Origin of the sequence: Paracoccus sp. FO-3 (genome assembly GCF_006386455.1) — a bacterium.
Taxonomy (GTDB): Bacteria; Pseudomonadota; Alphaproteobacteria; order Rhodobacterales; family Rhodobacteraceae; genus Paracoccus; species Paracoccus versutus.
Genome location: NZ_VCBQ01000001.1, coordinates 33,484 through 46,696, shown reverse-complemented (window position 1 = coordinate 46,696; position 13,213 = coordinate 33,484). Strand labels below are relative to the sequence as shown.

Sequence of the window (13,213 nt, the reverse complement as noted above, 5' to 3'; positions counted from 1 at the left end):
CGTGGTCGTCGTCGCGGCCATGGGCGCCGCGCCAATCCTCGCGATCGGAATGGTCCCGTCGCGGCGGTTGCGCTCTTTGTCGCTCCAACGATCTGCCTTGTCATCCTCCTGTCTCGCGGATCGACCGGCGCCGTCCTCGACGGGGGGCACATAACCAGACCCATGGCGGTTTCGGAGGAACGCGGCCCCTCCGGGCCAGCAACCCCAGCCTGCCGCAACGCCTGGGCATCGCCGCAGGCAGGCGCCCCGCTAGAATCGGGGCGGTCCGACCCACAGCCCCATGGACTGCATGGTCAGCACCGACGCGGCCGCGATGCTGGCGCTGGCGATGACGCCGAACACCAGGGCAGAGGCGAAAACGGTTTCATGTGGCATGCTCAACTCCTCATGTCCTGAGCGGTGCCCTCGGGCGTGCTTGCAGAGTCAACGCGCAAGCGCAAACCCCTGGGCGGAAAATGGCCGTCCTGCCCAATCCGGCGGCGCTTGCGGCGGCGGCCCGCCCGGCCTGGAACGCCCGGCCTGGAACATTGTCCGGGCTTGGCGGTTGTCCGCCTTCTTTCCCGGAAATCCTTCAGCAAGGAACACCGACATGACCGACAAGCAACCCAAGCCCAGCCAGCCCTCGGACGCGGACCTGCGGCACGATCCGGGCATCGGCCGCTCCAAGGGCGCCGGTCGCAAGGACCCCGAGATCGGCGGCGAGAACACCTTCGAAGGCGACGTGCTGAACGACACCACCCCGCAGGGCGGCATAGACCCCCGCCAGCGCGGCCGCGAGAACAAATAGCCAGCCGGAGGAAAAGGAGACCGGACATGATCGGCAAGAAGACCCGCCAGCAACAGCGGCAGATCATCGAAAAGCGCGTGGATACCAGCAACGCCGGCAAGGATTTCGACCCCCGCCCCTATCTGGACGCGGCCAAGCACCCGCACCAGGAGATCGCCGAGTCCCCCAAGCCGCGGGCCGAGGCCAAGGAGGACGGCGATCCCACGCCCAGGGGCGAAAACCAGGAAAGCCGGCATCGCAAGCACAGCGGCAAGCCAGAGGACCAGGCCGAGGGCTGAAAGCCCCCTGCCCTGCAAGACCCATCCGCCGGCATCGGTGGCGGGAACAACCGCCGCCCGCTTGGGGTTCGGCCTGAAGGCGGCATCTGACGAAAGGGACAGCACATGGCCGACGAGCCCGAATTCTCGCTGGGCGTCGAAGAGGAATACCTGCTGGTCGATGCCGAGACCGGCGACGTGCGCGAGGCGCCCGATGCGCTGATGGCCGCCTGCAAGGCCGAGCTGGCCGACCAGGTCGGCCCCGAGTTCCTGCGCTGCCAGATCGAGATCGGCACCCCCGTCGCCGCCGATGTGCGCGAGGCGCGCGATCATCTGGCCCGGCTGCGCGGCAGCATCGCCCGCCATGCCGCCGAATTCGGCCTGGCGCCGATTTCCGTCGCCTGCCATCCGGTCGCGGACTGGCGCAGCCAGGACCATACCGACAAGGACCGCTACAACCAGCTTTCGCAAGAGATGGGCGGGGTGTCCCGGCGCATGCTGATCTGCGGCATGCATGTCCATGTCGGCATCCCCGACCAGGACATGCGCATCGACCTGATGAACCAGTTCTCGTGGTTCCTGCCGCATCTGCTGGCGCTTTCGGCCTCGAGCCCGTTCTGGCTGGGCGAGGATACGCTGCTCGCCTCGTATCGCACCACGGTCTTTGCCGGCTATCCCCGCACCGGCCTGCCGCCGCGGCTGGGCAGCTGGGCCGAATACGACCGCTCGGTCGCGGCGCTGACCGAGACCGGGATCATCGGCGATGCCAGCAAGATCTGGTGGGATCTGCGCCCCTCGGCGCGCTTTCCCACGCTCGAAACCCGGATCTGCGACGCCTGCCCCCGGCTGGATGACACGATCACCCTGGTCGCGCTGGTGCAGGCGACGCTGCGCATGTTGTGGCGGCTGTCGCGGCAGAACCTGCGCTGGCGGCAATACGACAACTTCCTGCTGGGCGAGAACCGCTGGCGCGCGACCCGCTATGGGCTGACCGAGGGGCTGATCGACTTCGGCACCCGCCGCATCCTTCCCTTCGACGAGATCGCCGAGGGCTGGCTTGCCGCCATCGCCGAGGATGCCGATGCGCTGGACAGCCAGCCCGCGGTGGCCGGGCTGCGCGACATGATCGCCCGCGGCAGCGCGGCCGAGCGGCAGCGGGCGCTGTTCGCCTCGGCCATGGCCGCCGGGGCCACACCGCAGGAAGCCTTTCGCAGCATCGTCGCCTGGCTGGTCGAAGAGTTCCGCCGCGGCCTGTGATCCGGCCTGGCGGCGGATTTCCCCGGCTCGCGGGAACAAAGCCCGCGGGCCGGGGGTTCCCCCGCCGACATGCAGCACTGGGAGAAACAGCAATGCCCAAATATCTTCTGGCCCTCGGCCTCGCCCTGATGCCGCTTTCGGCCCATGCCCAGGATGCCAAGGCGGTTTTCCTTGACACCGAGGGGCAAGAGGCCGGAACCGCGGCGCTGACGGCGACGCCGACCGGCGTGCTGATCGAGGTCGAGGCGACCGGGCTGCCGGCCAGCCAATGGGTCGCCTTCCACGTCCACGAAACCGGCAGCTGCGACCACGCCACCGGCCATGAATCGGCGGGCGGCCACTTCAACCCCTCGCAGGCCCCGCATGGCGTGCTGGCCGAGGGCGGCCCCCATGCCGGCGACATGCCCAACATCTGGGTCGATGCCGAGGGCACCGCGCGGGCGCAGGTCTTCAACCCGCTGGTGACGCTGGCCGAGGGCGACAATGCGATCAGGGGTCGGGCGCTGATGATCCATGCCGGTCCCGACGACTACCAGACCCAGCCCACCGGCGGCGCCGGCGACCGGCTGGCCTGCGCGGTGATCGAATAGGCCAGCGGCGCCGGGATCAGCCCGGCGCACCCTCGCCCTCGCCCGCGCCCAGGTGGCTCATGCGGCTGTGCAATTCGCAGCGCAGGCCCTCGGGCTCGTGGCGGATCACGCTTTCGCCCATGAAGTCCTGGGCCAGCGCCTCCTCGATGATGAGCGAGCCGAAGCCCTTGCCGGCATGGGAGGCGACGGGCGGGCCGCCCGATTCCGCCCAGAGCAGCCGGAACGGGTCGTCGCTGCCCGGCCGCCCGCCGGTCCAGCCCAGGTCCACCGCGCCCTGCGGGACCGACAGCGCGCCGTATTTCAGCGCGTTGGTCGCCAGTTCGTTGATGGCCAGCGCCAGGGTCAGCGCCTGCCTGGCCGACAGCCGCACCGGCGGGCCGGCGATGCGGAAGCGCCGCTGCCCGGTGCGAAACGGCGTCAGCGCCTGCCGGACCACCTGGCCGATTTCGGCATCCAGCGCGCTGGAATCGGTCAGCAGCGTCTGCGCCTGGGCCAGGGCGCCGATGCGCTGGCGCAGGATCTCGCGCGCCTCGGGGCCGTCATGGCTCAGCAGCGTCTGGTTGACGATGGCCGAGACCACGGTCAGCGTGTTCTTGATCCGGTGGCCCAGCTCGCCGTTCACCAGCCGCAGCTGGCGGGTGGCCTCGACCTTGCCGGTGGTCTCGATCACCGTGTCGATCATGCCGCGCACCACCCCGTTCTCGTCGCGGATCGGGCTGTAGCAAAAGGTGAAATGGCATTGCTCGGGATAGCCGTAGCGGTCGATGACCAGCGGAAAATCCTCGATGAAGGTCGCCTCGCCGGCATAGGCGCGCTCGGCAATGGGGCCGATCTCCTCCCAGGCCTCGCTCCAGACCTCGGCGAAGGACCGGCCCAGCACATTGCCCTTGTTGCCCAGGATCGGGCGAAAGGCGTCGTTGTGCAGGGTGATCAGCCCCGGACCCCAGACGATGCATTTCGGGAATTTCGAGTTCAGCGCCATCCCCAGCGCGATCTTGAGCGCCGAGGGCCAGCCGTCGGGCGGGCCAAGCGCGTTGCCGGACCAGTCATGGTCGCGGATCGCCTTGCCCATCTCGCCGCCGCCATCCAGAAAATGCACCGATCCGTCCATCGCCCCTCCGTCGCGCTGCTGCCGCCCCATCCGGTATGCCCGTCCCCGTCCGACGCAAAATAGCGCAACGCGGGACATTGTCCGGCGGTTTCCCATCCTGGCACGCGGCGCCGGGGGAAAATGACCGGCGCCGGCTCGTGCCGGCCGCGATCGCGGCCCGGCGCACGAAATCATGCGCCACCCAACCGGCCGGGCGCGGGAATGTTCCCGGAAAAATTCGCCCGCCCCAGGCCCTGGCACGGAACGATTCGCGGAACGATTCCGGCGCTGCCCGGTTCTGCATGAAACGTCCCGATCATCAAGAACCCCGGCGCCATGGCAGAAACCCTTCGCTTCGGCCGCCTTCCGGCGGCGACGGTCCATCTTTGCGTCGACATGCAGCGGCTGTTCGGGCCCGGCTCTGCCTGGGCGGTGCCGTGGATCGAGCAGGTTCGGCCGGCGGTTGCGACGCTGGTCGAGGCGCGGCCGCAGCACACCGTCTTCACCCGCTTCATCCCGCCCGAGCGGCTCGGGGCGGCGCCCGGCGCCTGGGCGCGCTATTACGCGCAATGGCCCGAGATGCTGCGCGAGCGGCTGGACCGCACATGGCTCGAGTTGCTGCCCGAGCTGGCGCGGCATGTGCCGCCGGCCCGGGTGGTCGACAAGCCGGTCTATTCGCCCTGGCACGACGGGCGGCTGCACCGCTGGCTGCGCCGCGCCGGGATCACCACGCTGGTGATCACCGGCGGCGAGACCGACGTCTGCGTGCTGGGCACGGTGATGGGCGCGGTCGACCTGGGCTACCGGGTGGTGCTGGTGGGCGATGCGGTCTGTTCCTCGACCGACCAGGGCCATGACGCGGCGATGACGCTCTACCGCACGCGGTTCTCGCAGCAGGTCGAGACCGCACCGCTGGGCGAGGTTCTGGACGCCTGGGCCGCGGCCTAGGGGAACAAGCCGGGGGCGGCGGGTGTTTCCTTTCCATGGCCGTCCCCAAGCACGCCCGAGGGGGACCCCGCGGAAGGCCGCCCGACGGGGCGGCCGCGCCAATGGGGCCCGTCTAGGGCCTGTCCGACACCAGCACAGGAGCTTTGCAATGTCCGCACCCCGCACCGACCTGGAAAGGCAAAGACGCCGCCACCTCGTCCCGATCATCGGCATCCTCGCGGCCGTGCTGATCGCGCTGGCGGGGTTTCTCTGGTGGTTCAACGACGAGACCAGCGATCCCGAGATCCCCGGCCAGGTGCCGGGTCCGGTGGACGAGATCGCCGACCCCCCCGCCTCGGGCGCCCCCGCCACCGGGGTCGAGACCGCACCCGCCACCACACCCGCCGACGCGGCGCCTGCTGCCGACGAGACCGCGCCCACCAGCAGCACGCCCGAGGCCGCGCCTGCCGACGCGGGGTCTCCTGACGTCGCGCCCGACGAGACCGCGCCGAGCGATACCGCCCCGGCCGGGACTGCCCCCGCCGACGCCGCATCCCCGGACAGCGCCCCCGCCGGAACGGCACCGGCCGATCCCGGCCAGCCGTCGCAATGAGCGCCTCGGGCGGCACCGCCCGGCCGCCCGAGCCCCCAAGCAGCATGGGAAGCCCCGCGATGCCCGACCGCAACACCCTCGCCAGCCTCCCGCCCACCGGGACCGCGCGTTTCCCTCGCAAGGCCGACCTACCCCCAAGCAGCACGAGAAGCCCCGCGATGCCCAACCGCAAGACCCCCGCCAGCCTCCCGCCCACCGGGACCGGGCGTTTCCCTCGCAAGACCGACATGCCCCCGGCATCGCGGGAAGGGGAAAGCGCCGTCTTCCGGTTCTGGCGGCTGGCGTTTAGGCGCCTTTCGTCGCCTGCCGGGGCCTGAGGATCCGGGTCATGCCGAACCGGAAAACCCTTTCCTGCATCTCGCCCGCGGGGGTGCGGCATTTCTACCGCAGCGCCGACCTGCACGGGCTGCGGCTGGCGCTGTGGGAGGATGGCGCGGCCGGGGCGGGATCGGTGGCGGATTACCTGCGCCAGGCCGGCGCCTCGGTCGAGGTGCTGGTGGACGCTGCGCCCCGGACCCATACGCAATCCTGCGCGCCAACCCATGCTTCGGCCCATGCTTCGGCCCACCCGCCAACCCATGCGTCGGTTCACGCGCCGGTCCTGCCGCCGATGCTGGCGCGCCACCGGCTGGCCGCGCCTTGGGCCGGAGACGGGGCTGGAGACGGGGCTGGGGACGGAGAGGGTGACGGGCCGGCGGAGATCCGCTTCAGCGGCAGCCTTGTGGCCGCGCTGGTCCGGCCCGGACCGATGCAGGTCGACGCGGCGGTGCTGAACCTGCGCGACCCGGCGCCGCTGGCGCAGAGCCTGCAGGCCGCCGGCATCCCCTTCGTCATCTTCGCCCAGGCGCCTGGGCCCGGCCTGGGCCTCTACCCGCATGGCCATTGCGTGCCAAGCCACGAGGGCCCCGAGGCGCTCGCCTCGGCCATCCTGCTGCACAGCGCAATCTACAGGGCCGGGCTGTGCTGCACGCCCGAGATGACGGTGACGGATATGCTGCCGCGGCTGCGGGCGCTGGCGCGCTATCTGGTGCAGGACGCGGCGCTGGCGGATGCGCTGGTCGAGGATGCGCTGGAACAGGCGCTGGCGCTTCTGCCGCATCTCGGCCGCGAGCGCGAGCTGGGCGCGCTGCTGGTCACGCTGGTCGAACGGATCTGGCAGCGGCAGAAGATGTCGCGCCCGACCTGAAGGGTCGGAGGCGCAGGCCCGGCAGCACCAGCAAAAGCGCGACCGGCTGCAGGGCCAGGAACGCGGCGCTTGCGGACGCGCTGGTAAGGGAGGCGCTAGGATAGGCGGCTTTTGCCGGATCTGGGCCGGGAGCGCGGCGAGGCCCAGCCGCTGCAGCAGCGGCCTCGACTCCGGATCGTGGGGCAGCCGGGACGCGGCCTTCAGCTCGGCGAAGCGGCCCCTCCGCCGCTGCACGCGGCCACCTCACCGATGCCGAACGGGGCCGGAGCGGGATCGGGGAAGGCGACCTTGTCGCCGGTCCGGCCGCGGCCAGTCGCCTGGCGCGGATGCAGCGGTTACCCTGCGTTTTTCGGTGTTGTGCGGCCATGATCCTCTCCGGGAGGACGAAAAGGGGGGCCGGCGCGGCCTCCTTTTCCGTCGCGCCTCAGCGCCGCCCGCGCGCGGCATGGCGGCGGTCGTCGTCCTCGTCGTGGTGCGAGGAATAACGGCGATCATCGTCGTCCCGGCGGTGGTCCCAGCCCCGGCGGGTGGCCTCGGCATGGCCCTCGGGGTGGCCGAACCAGCCGCCCTGGCGCGCAGTCGCGCGCATGGTCGTCATCGCGGCCGCGCGAATAGCTGCACCGGTCGTCGTCATGACAGCGCGAGAATGCACCGGCCGTCATCGTCGCGGCGCGAACCGTAGCGCCGGTCGTCGTCCCGGTGATGGTCCCAGCTGTGGTAGGCGGCCTCGGCATGACCCTCGGGGCGACCGAACCAGCCTCCTAGCGCGGCGCGCGCATGGTCGTCATGACGGCGCGAGAATGCACCGGCCGTCCTCGTCGCGGCGCGGGGAGGCATGGTGGTCGTCGTCGTGGCCCGCACCGCGAATCGGCCCCGGCCTATCCCTTCCGAAAACGGGGAAAGGCTTGCGGGCCACGACGGGGCACCGAGGCACGCCTTCAGGCCCCGAAAAGCCCCGACAGTCCCCCGGCTCACGGGGGCAAGCCGGGAACCCGCGCTCAGGCCGGTTCGGCCGCCTCGCGGTTGGCCTCGCTTTCGGCGATCTCGGTCAGCAGCTCGTCGGTCGCCGATTCCTCTTCCAGCGTCTGGCCCAGAAGCGCCGCGGCCTCCTTCAGGCCCAGCTGCTTGGCCCATTGCCGCAGGGTGCCGTAGCGGGCGATCTCGTAATGCTCGACCGCCTGCGCAGCCGCCACAAGCCCGGCATCCAGCGCCGGGGCGCCCTTGAAGGTGGCCATCACCTCCTCGCCCTCCTCGATGATGCCGTCGATGGCCGGGCAGGTCTTGCCGCGCGCCGCCTTCCCCAGGATCTCGAACACCTGCTGGAGGCGCTCGACATGGATCTCGGTCTCCTCGCGATGCTTCTCGAAGGCCTTGCGCAGCCGGTCGGACTGCGCGCCCCGCGCCATCTTGGGCAGCGCCTTCAGGATCTGGCGCTCGGCATAATAGATGTCCTTCAGCGTGTCGTGGAACAGGTCGTCAAGAACCTTGTGGGCCATCTCTCAGGTCTCCTGCGTTGAAAAAATCCAATCGGGACGCCCTGAACCAGAACCGGCGGAAAATGTTCCAAGGAACAAACGCCCCGGCCGCTGGTTGCCCGTCAAAGAAGGAGGAAACCCATGGCCCGTCCCATCCCCATGGCCCGATTCACCCTGGCATGGCCCCTGGCCGGCGCAGGCGCGGCACTGCTGTCGATCCCGGTCCTGGCGGCGCTTTCGGCCGGGCGCGGCCTGCCGCCCTGGATGCCGCTGAACGCCACCACCCATGCGCTGCACGGGGCCGAGGCCGCCCGGACCACCGCCCTGGACCTGGCCCATACCGGCCTGGGCACCGCCATCCATGTCGCCTCGTGCTTCTTTTGGGCGGGGGTGGCGGTGCTGCTGGTCCGCCGGGCGGCACGGGGCGGGCCATGGCTGGCCTGGCTGGCGGGGCTGGCCACCGCCGCCATGGCCGGGCTGATCGACTATGGCCTGCTGCCCGCCCGGCTGCGTCCGGGATGGGGGCTGGTGCTGCCGCCCTGGGCCGTCCTGGCCGGGCTTGCCGCCCTGGGCGTCGGGCTGTCGCTGGGATTGCTGGCCGCATGGGCCATCGGCCGGCGCGCGCCGGGAACATCGCCGGCGCCGGATCGTTATCCCCCCGTCCCCGGCGCGGCCGAGCCGCCGCAGGCGCCGGTCTCGGCCGTCGAGCGGCTGCGCCATCCCGCGCCGCATGTGCTGGACCAGCGCCAGCAGCGCATGGACCCGGCCGGCGCCGTCACCGAGGATCCGAACCGTCAGGGCGACGGCAACAAGCAGCCCGGCGTCCCCCATCCCGATGAAAGGCCCGACAGATGAGCGATTATCCCAAGCCGCCCTTTCCGAAACAGCAGCAATCCCTGCCCGGCAGCTTTCGAAACATGGATCCGCGCCCCGACCATGGCGAGGAAAGCTGGAAGGGCGCCGGCCGGCTGGAGGGCAAGGTGGCGCTGATCACCGGCGGCGACAGCGGCATCGGCCGCGCCGTCGCCATCGCCTATGCCCGCGAGGGCGCCGACCTGGCGCTGTCCTGGCTGAACGAGAGCGGGGACGCCGCCAGCACCGCCGATCTGGTGCGCGAGGCCGGGCGCGACTGCCTGTCCATCCCCGGCGACATCGCCGACCCGGACCATTGCCGCAAGATCGTCGCCGACGTGGTCGAGCGCTTCGGCCGCATCGACATCCTGGTCAACAACGCCGCGCACCAGGCGCTGTTCGACGGCATCGAGGAGATCGCGGACGAGGAATGGCGCCGCACCTTCGCGGTCAACATCGACGCGATCTTCTACCTGACCAAGGCGGCGGTGCCGCATATGCCCAGGGGCTCGGCGATCATCAACACCGCCTCGATCAACGCCGACAAGCCCAATCCCAAGCTACTGGCCTATGCCACGACCAAGGGCGCGATCCAGAACTTCACCACCGGGCTGGCGCAGATGCTGGCCGAACGCGGCATCCGGGTGAATGCCGTGGCGCCCGGCCCGGTCTGGACGCCGCTGATCCCGGCCAGCATGCCGCCCGAGGAGGTGGCCGAGTTCGGCGCCAACTACCCGATGAAGCGTCCCGCCCAGCCGGTCGAGCTGGCCTCGGCCTATGTCATGCTGGCCGAGCCGATGTCGAGCTATGTCTCGGGTGCGACCATCGCCGTCACCGGCGGCAAACCGATGATCTGAGAAGGGAGTCGACCATGAACAACCGCCATCTTGCGTTCCTCTGCGGCCTGGCCGCCGGTTTCGCGCTCAAGGGCGCCTGCGATGCGCTGGCCCGGCCCGCTACCGGGCCCCGCCACCGCAGCCGCCGGCGCCAGGACGAGATCCGCCCCGCCGGCCGGCGGCAGATGGAAAACCCGCCGCGCAACTGGGACATCGTGGACGAGCAAAGCGACGAATCCTTCCCGGCCAGCGACCCGCCGGGAAACTACTGAACGAAAAGGGGCGGAGACCGCGGTCCCTGCCCCCTTTCCGGCGCCTGTCGGCCCCGGTTCAACCCTTGTGTTCGGGGTCAGCCCTTGTGTTCGGGCTTGTGTTCGGGCTTGCCCTTGCGCTTGGTGGCGGCCAGTTCCTCAAGCTCGCTTTCGCTCATCGAATCGTGCATCTGCTTCGAGGGGCCGCGCAATTCGTCCTTGCTCGTCTCGCCGCGCTTGGCGGCCAGCGCCGCGCCGGCCGCCTTCTGCTGCGCCTTGGATTTGGCTGGCATGGTCTCGATCCTCCTGCTTAGGCCTCCTGGTTAGGCGCCCGGTTCCGGCCAGGGCGCGGCGTCATTCGCCGCCATTGGTGGCGCGGTCGTTCTGCCGGGCCTTGCGGTCGCCCGCCTCGCGGTTCTCCCCGCCGGCATTGGGTTCGTTCGAACGCTGCATCTGCTTGGGGTTCAGCACCGGATCGGCATTGCCCATCTTCAGCTGCTGCGCCCTTTGCTGGACGTTGAACTTTTCGTTTTCGGCTTTGGGATCGAATTTCTCGCCCATGGCGAAGTCCTCCTTGTCAGGGGCTGGTCAGGGCTGGCCGGAGCGGATCGCGGCCGGCCGCGGGGGTCAGTCCCGATGCTCGGGCATCTGCTTCAGCTCGTCCTTGGTCCAGCGCGAGACGGCGTGGACGCTGTTGCTGCCGTCGCGCATGAAGTCCAGCTCGCGGGCGGGAACGGCGACGGGCTTCGAGCCGATGCCCAGGAAGCCGCCGACGTCGATCACCACCACCGCCTCGCTACCGACGCCATGGACATGCGAGACATGGCCGATCCTTTCGTCGCCGGGGCCATAGATGGTGGCGCCGGTCAGCGCGGCCTCGGTCAGCTCGCTTTCGTTCAGTCGGATATGGGTGCTGTGGTCCATTGGGCCCTCCTCTGCTTTGTCCGGTTGAGGCACCCCCAACTGCCGGAAGGCCGGTCTGTTCCATAACGGTGCCGTGAAGGCTGCGGCGGGAACATTTGCCGCCGGCCACGGTTCAACCGCCCTGCGCAAACCCCGCATCCAGAGGAGGAATGAGATGAAACAGTTGTTCGTCACCACCGCCCTTGCCGCCGCGCTGAGCGTGACCGCCGCCCAGGCCCAGGAGACCGAAAGCCAGCCCGTCCCGATGGGTCAGGAAACCGCGCCCGCCGCCGACGAGCCCCTGCCCACCATCACCCCGCCCGACGGCTATGTCGAAGGCGAGGTGGTGTTGACCACCGAGAACCTGCAGGGCGCCACCGTCTACGACGCCAGCGGCGACGAGATCGGCGAGGTGCATGGGCTGGTCTTCGCCAACGGCTCCACCTCGCTGCAAGGCGGCGACGCCGGCGCGGCGATGCAAGGCAGCGATGCCGCCACGACCATGCCTGCGCCGGGTGCCGATACCGAGGTGCCGGATGCCGCCACCGAAACCACGCCCGCCGCCCCGCCGCCCGCCGCGGCCGAGACGGGCACCGACACCGGCGACACGACCGGCATGGCCGCCACCGGCGACACCGAGACGACCACCACCGACACCGCCCCCGCCACCGAGGATGCGAACACCTCGGTCGAAAGCGGCACGGCCAGCCCCGAGGCCACCGCACCGGGCCTCGACACCGATTCCTCGAACGTGGCCAGCGGCACCGACCGCGGCGACAGCGACCGGATCGAGGGGATCGGCTCGGATGCCGGCACCATCACCCCCACCGATGCCACCACGCCCCCGGTGCAGACCGCGCCCGAGGGGGAAGCCCAGCCGATGGGATCGGCCGAGATCAGCCATGCCATCATCGACGTGGGCGGCTTCCTGGGCATGGGCGAGCATCGCGTCGCCATCCCGGTCGGCGACCTGGTGGTCTATCGCAAGGATACCGACATCCGCATCTATCTGCCCTGGACCCGCCAGCAGCTCGAAGCCCTGCCCGAGTTCGACGAGGACGGCCCCGCCCCCGTGACCCAGTAAGCGCCGGCAGCCACGGCCCCGCAGCCGGCCCCGGCTGCGGGCGCCAGCATATCGCCTTGCCAGGACCGCCATGCCGAACCCCCGATCCAACAGCCCCACCCTGCGCGTCCCCTCCCTGCGCGACGACGGCCTGCAACTGGACGAGGACCGCCGCTTCCAGCGCCGGTTCTGGCGCATCCAGCGCATCGCCTGGCTGCTCTTCGGCGCGGTCTGCCTGCTGGCGCTGCTGGGCCTGACGGGAAGCGGCGGCGCGCTGCACAAGGGCGAATTGCGCCTGGACGGCGCGCGGGTCGAATTTCCCCGCATCAGCCGCTGGGAGGGCACCGACGAGGTCTCGATCACCTTCGAACGCCCGGCCGCAATGCATTCCTTTCGCATCGGGCAGGATTTCTTCGACCGCTTCTCGGTCGAGCGCATCCAGCCCGAACCGGCGCAAGCCACGCTTTCGGGCCGCGGCCAAGGCTTTGCCGTGCCGGCGCAGGGGCCGCACAAGGTGGTCCTGGAGGTGCGGGCGCTGCATTTCGGCTGGACGCGGCTTGACATCGCCATCGGCGCGCAACGCCGCGCCGCCCATATCCTGATCCTGCCCTGAAGGCCAAGCCATGGATTCCGTCATCCGAGGCGTCGCGATCTATCTGGCGCTGCTGGTCATGACCCGGCTGTCGGGACGCCGGACGCTGGCGCAGACCACGCCCTTCGACCTCGTGCTGCTGCTCATCATCGCCGAGACCACGCAGCAGGCGCTGCTGGGCGACGATTTCTCGATCGTGAACGCGGTGGTGCTGATGATCACCCTGGTCACCGTCGACGTGATCCTGTCCTTTGCCAAGATGCGCTCGACCCGGCTGGCGACCTGGCTGGACGGCACCCCCACGGTGCTGATGAGCCGGGGCGAGGTCGACCGCGCCGCGCTGGAACGCTCGCGCATGGGCATCACCGACATCCTGGAGGCGGCACGCGTCCAGCATGGCCTGGCCAACCTGCAACAGATCGACGCCGCCGTGCTGGAGATCAGCGGCGCGATCAGCATCATCCCCCGCAAGGACCAGGGATAGGCCGCCCGCGCCGCCGGAACCGCCGCCAGGCTGGGGACGTTGGGCCGACG

General features: G+C 70.4%; 20 protein-coding genes. 13 read left to right on the top strand and 7 right to left on the bottom strand.

The features are described from left to right. Nucleotides 1-249: 249 nt before the first annotated feature. A complete protein-coding gene (locus FE811_RS28075) occupies nt 250-375 on the bottom strand; it encodes a hypothetical protein (protein ID WP_255469536.1) in 126 nt (41 codons plus the stop codon). A 214-nt stretch (nt 376-589) separates the two neighbouring features. Between FE811_RS28075 and FE811_RS00245 the strand changes: the two genes are divergently transcribed. The 4 genes from FE811_RS00245 to FE811_RS00230 all read left to right on the top strand — a co-directional run bounded on the left by FE811_RS00245 (nt 590) and on the right by FE811_RS00230 (nt 2,891). Beyond that, complete coding sequence (locus FE811_RS00245; protein ID WP_036754845.1) at nt 590-787, top strand: hypothetical protein; 198 nt, start codon at nt 590-592, stop codon at nt 785-787. 26 nt (nt 788-813) lie between these two features. After that, the gene (locus tag FE811_RS00240; RefSeq protein ID WP_116220530.1) at nt 814-1,065 is read left to right on the top strand and encodes a hypothetical protein; all 252 of its coding nucleotides are present in this window, start codon (nt 814-816) and stop codon (nt 1,063-1,065) included. A gap of 105 nt (nt 1,066-1,170) precedes the next feature. After that, nucleotides 1,171-2,301, top strand: a complete 1,131-nt coding sequence (locus FE811_RS00235; RefSeq protein ID WP_114537591.1) for a carboxylate-amine ligase — start codon at nt 1,171-1,173, stop codon at nt 2,299-2,301. A gap of 92 nt (nt 2,302-2,393) precedes the next feature. After that, nucleotides 2,394-2,891, top strand: coding sequence for a superoxide dismutase family protein (locus FE811_RS00230; protein ID WP_116220529.1), 498 nt, complete (start codon nt 2,394-2,396; stop codon nt 2,889-2,891). 16 nt (nt 2,892-2,907) lie between these two features. Here the strand turns inward: FE811_RS00230 and FE811_RS00225 are convergent, their stop codons facing one another. Then, the gene (locus FE811_RS00225; RefSeq protein WP_116221646.1) at nt 2,908-4,002 is read right to left on the bottom strand and encodes a sensor histidine kinase; all 1,095 of its coding nucleotides are present in this window, start codon (nt 4,000-4,002) and stop codon (nt 2,908-2,910) included. Nucleotides 4,003-4,317: 315 nt separating this feature from the next. Here FE811_RS00225 and FE811_RS00220 point away from each other — a divergent pair, with 315 nt between their 5' ends. The 3 genes from FE811_RS00220 to FE811_RS27280 all read left to right on the top strand — a co-directional run bounded on the left by FE811_RS00220 (nt 4,318) and on the right by FE811_RS27280 (nt 6,707). After that, nucleotides 4,318-4,929 (top strand): cysteine hydrolase family protein, encoded by a 612-nt coding sequence (locus tag FE811_RS00220; protein WP_116220528.1) that lies wholly within the window; start codon nt 4,318-4,320, stop codon nt 4,927-4,929. 148 nt (nt 4,930-5,077) lie between these two features. Beyond that, nucleotides 5,078-5,521, top strand: coding sequence for a hypothetical protein (locus FE811_RS00215; RefSeq protein ID WP_116220527.1), 444 nt, complete (start codon nt 5,078-5,080; stop codon nt 5,519-5,521). Nucleotides 5,522-5,849: 328 nt separating this feature from the next. Then, on the top strand, nt 5,850-6,707 hold the full coding sequence (locus tag FE811_RS27280; RefSeq protein WP_166435373.1) for a hypothetical protein: 858 nt from the start codon (nt 5,850-5,852) through the stop codon (nt 6,705-6,707). Nucleotides 6,708-7,131: 424 nt separating this feature from the next. Here FE811_RS27280 and FE811_RS27275 read toward each other — a convergent pair whose 3' ends face one another. Then, nucleotides 7,132-7,296 (bottom strand): hypothetical protein, encoded by a 165-nt coding sequence (locus FE811_RS27275; RefSeq protein ID WP_157034111.1) that lies wholly within the window; start codon nt 7,294-7,296, stop codon nt 7,132-7,134. A 409-nt stretch (nt 7,297-7,705) separates the two neighbouring features. After that, entirely contained in the window at nt 7,706-8,203 is a 498-nt protein-coding gene (locus FE811_RS00205) for a ferritin-like domain-containing protein (protein ID WP_072462498.1), read from the bottom strand. 120 nt (nt 8,204-8,323) lie between these two features. Here FE811_RS00205 and FE811_RS00200 point away from each other — a divergent pair, with 120 nt between their 5' ends. Genes FE811_RS00200 through FE811_RS00190 form a run of 3 tightly spaced genes read left to right on the top strand, consistent with a single transcriptional unit; the run spans nt 8,324 to nt 10,142 of the window. Further along, entirely contained in the window at nt 8,324-9,037 is a 714-nt protein-coding gene (locus FE811_RS00200) for a hypothetical protein (RefSeq protein WP_244294840.1), read from the top strand. Continuing rightward, nucleotides 9,034-9,891, top strand: coding sequence for a glucose 1-dehydrogenase (locus FE811_RS00195; RefSeq protein ID WP_116220525.1), 858 nt, complete (start codon nt 9,034-9,036; stop codon nt 9,889-9,891). The genes FE811_RS00200 and FE811_RS00195 overlap by 4 nt, the downstream gene beginning before the upstream one ends. A 14-nt stretch (nt 9,892-9,905) precedes the next feature. Next, nucleotides 9,906-10,142, top strand: a complete 237-nt coding sequence (locus tag FE811_RS00190; RefSeq protein WP_116220524.1) for a hypothetical protein — start codon at nt 9,906-9,908, stop codon at nt 10,140-10,142. Nucleotides 10,143-10,219: 77 nt separating this feature from the next. Here FE811_RS00190 and FE811_RS00185 read toward each other — a convergent pair whose 3' ends face one another. From FE811_RS00185 to FE811_RS00175, 3 genes are all read right to left on the bottom strand, one after another. After that, nucleotides 10,220-10,414 (bottom strand): DUF3008 family protein, encoded by a 195-nt coding sequence (locus FE811_RS00185; RefSeq protein ID WP_116220523.1) that lies wholly within the window; start codon nt 10,412-10,414, stop codon nt 10,220-10,222. A 61-nt stretch (nt 10,415-10,475) separates the two neighbouring features. Continuing rightward, nucleotides 10,476-10,682, bottom strand: a complete 207-nt coding sequence (locus FE811_RS00180; RefSeq protein WP_036761175.1) for a hypothetical protein — start codon at nt 10,680-10,682, stop codon at nt 10,476-10,478. Between the two features lie 66 nt (nt 10,683-10,748). Then, nucleotides 10,749-11,045 (bottom strand): PRC-barrel domain-containing protein, encoded by a 297-nt coding sequence (locus FE811_RS00175; RefSeq protein ID WP_072462495.1) that lies wholly within the window; start codon nt 11,043-11,045, stop codon nt 10,749-10,751. Between the two features lie 154 nt (nt 11,046-11,199). On the opposite strand from FE811_RS00175, the gene FE811_RS00170 reads away from it, so the two are divergent. From FE811_RS00170 to FE811_RS00160, 3 genes are all read left to right on the top strand, one after another. Then, complete coding sequence (locus tag FE811_RS00170; protein ID WP_116220522.1) at nt 11,200-12,108, top strand: photosystem reaction center protein H; 909 nt, start codon at nt 11,200-11,202, stop codon at nt 12,106-12,108. A 70-nt stretch (nt 12,109-12,178) separates the two neighbouring features. Next, nucleotides 12,179-12,700, top strand: coding sequence for a hypothetical protein (locus tag FE811_RS00165; protein WP_116220521.1), 522 nt, complete (start codon nt 12,179-12,181; stop codon nt 12,698-12,700). A gap of 10 nt (nt 12,701-12,710) precedes the next feature. Next, nucleotides 12,711-13,163: a DUF421 domain-containing protein gene (locus FE811_RS00160; protein ID WP_114537601.1), complete on the top strand. Its 453-nt coding sequence runs from the start codon at nt 12,711-12,713 to the stop codon at nt 13,161-13,163. Nucleotides 13,164-13,213 lie beyond the last annotated feature (50 nt).

Coding starts and splice junctions, on each gene's coding strand:
- FE811_RS28075 (WP_255469536.1), bottom strand. CDS start 375: ATGCCACATGAAACCGTTTTCGCCTCTGCCCTGGTGTTCGGCGTCATC.
- FE811_RS00245 (WP_036754845.1), top strand. CDS start 590: ATGACCGACAAGCAACCCAAGCCCAGCCAGCCCTCGGACGCGGACCTG.
- FE811_RS00240 (WP_116220530.1), top strand. CDS start 814: ATGATCGGCAAGAAGACCCGCCAGCAACAGCGGCAGATCATCGAAAAG.
- FE811_RS00235 (WP_114537591.1), top strand. CDS start 1,171: ATGGCCGACGAGCCCGAATTCTCGCTGGGCGTCGAAGAGGAATACCTG.
- FE811_RS00230 (WP_116220529.1), top strand. CDS start 2,394: ATGCCCAAATATCTTCTGGCCCTCGGCCTCGCCCTGATGCCGCTTTCG.
- FE811_RS00225 (WP_116221646.1), bottom strand. CDS start 4,002: ATGGACGGATCGGTGCATTTTCTGGATGGCGGCGGCGAGATGGGCAAG.
- FE811_RS00220 (WP_116220528.1), top strand. CDS start 4,318: ATGGCAGAAACCCTTCGCTTCGGCCGCCTTCCGGCGGCGACGGTCCAT.
- FE811_RS00215 (WP_116220527.1), top strand. CDS start 5,078: ATGTCCGCACCCCGCACCGACCTGGAAAGGCAAAGACGCCGCCACCTC.
- FE811_RS27280 (WP_166435373.1), top strand. CDS start 5,850: ATGCCGAACCGGAAAACCCTTTCCTGCATCTCGCCCGCGGGGGTGCGG.
- FE811_RS27275 (WP_157034111.1), bottom strand. CDS start 7,296: ATGCGCGCGACTGCGCGCCAGGGCGGCTGGTTCGGCCACCCCGAGGGC.
- FE811_RS00205 (WP_072462498.1), bottom strand. CDS start 8,203: ATGGCCCACAAGGTTCTTGACGACCTGTTCCACGACACGCTGAAGGAC.
- FE811_RS00200 (WP_244294840.1), top strand. CDS start 8,324: ATGGCCCGTCCCATCCCCATGGCCCGATTCACCCTGGCATGGCCCCTG.
- FE811_RS00195 (WP_116220525.1), top strand. CDS start 9,034: ATGAGCGATTATCCCAAGCCGCCCTTTCCGAAACAGCAGCAATCCCTG.
- FE811_RS00190 (WP_116220524.1), top strand. CDS start 9,906: ATGAACAACCGCCATCTTGCGTTCCTCTGCGGCCTGGCCGCCGGTTTC.
- FE811_RS00185 (WP_116220523.1), bottom strand. CDS start 10,414: ATGCCAGCCAAATCCAAGGCGCAGCAGAAGGCGGCCGGCGCGGCGCTG.
- FE811_RS00180 (WP_036761175.1), bottom strand. CDS start 10,682: ATGGGCGAGAAATTCGATCCCAAAGCCGAAAACGAAAAGTTCAACGTC.
- FE811_RS00175 (WP_072462495.1), bottom strand. CDS start 11,045: ATGGACCACAGCACCCATATCCGACTGAACGAAAGCGAGCTGACCGAG.
- FE811_RS00170 (WP_116220522.1), top strand. CDS start 11,200: ATGAAACAGTTGTTCGTCACCACCGCCCTTGCCGCCGCGCTGAGCGTG.
- FE811_RS00165 (WP_116220521.1), top strand. CDS start 12,179: ATGCCGAACCCCCGATCCAACAGCCCCACCCTGCGCGTCCCCTCCCTG.
- FE811_RS00160 (WP_114537601.1), top strand. CDS start 12,711: ATGGATTCCGTCATCCGAGGCGTCGCGATCTATCTGGCGCTGCTGGTC.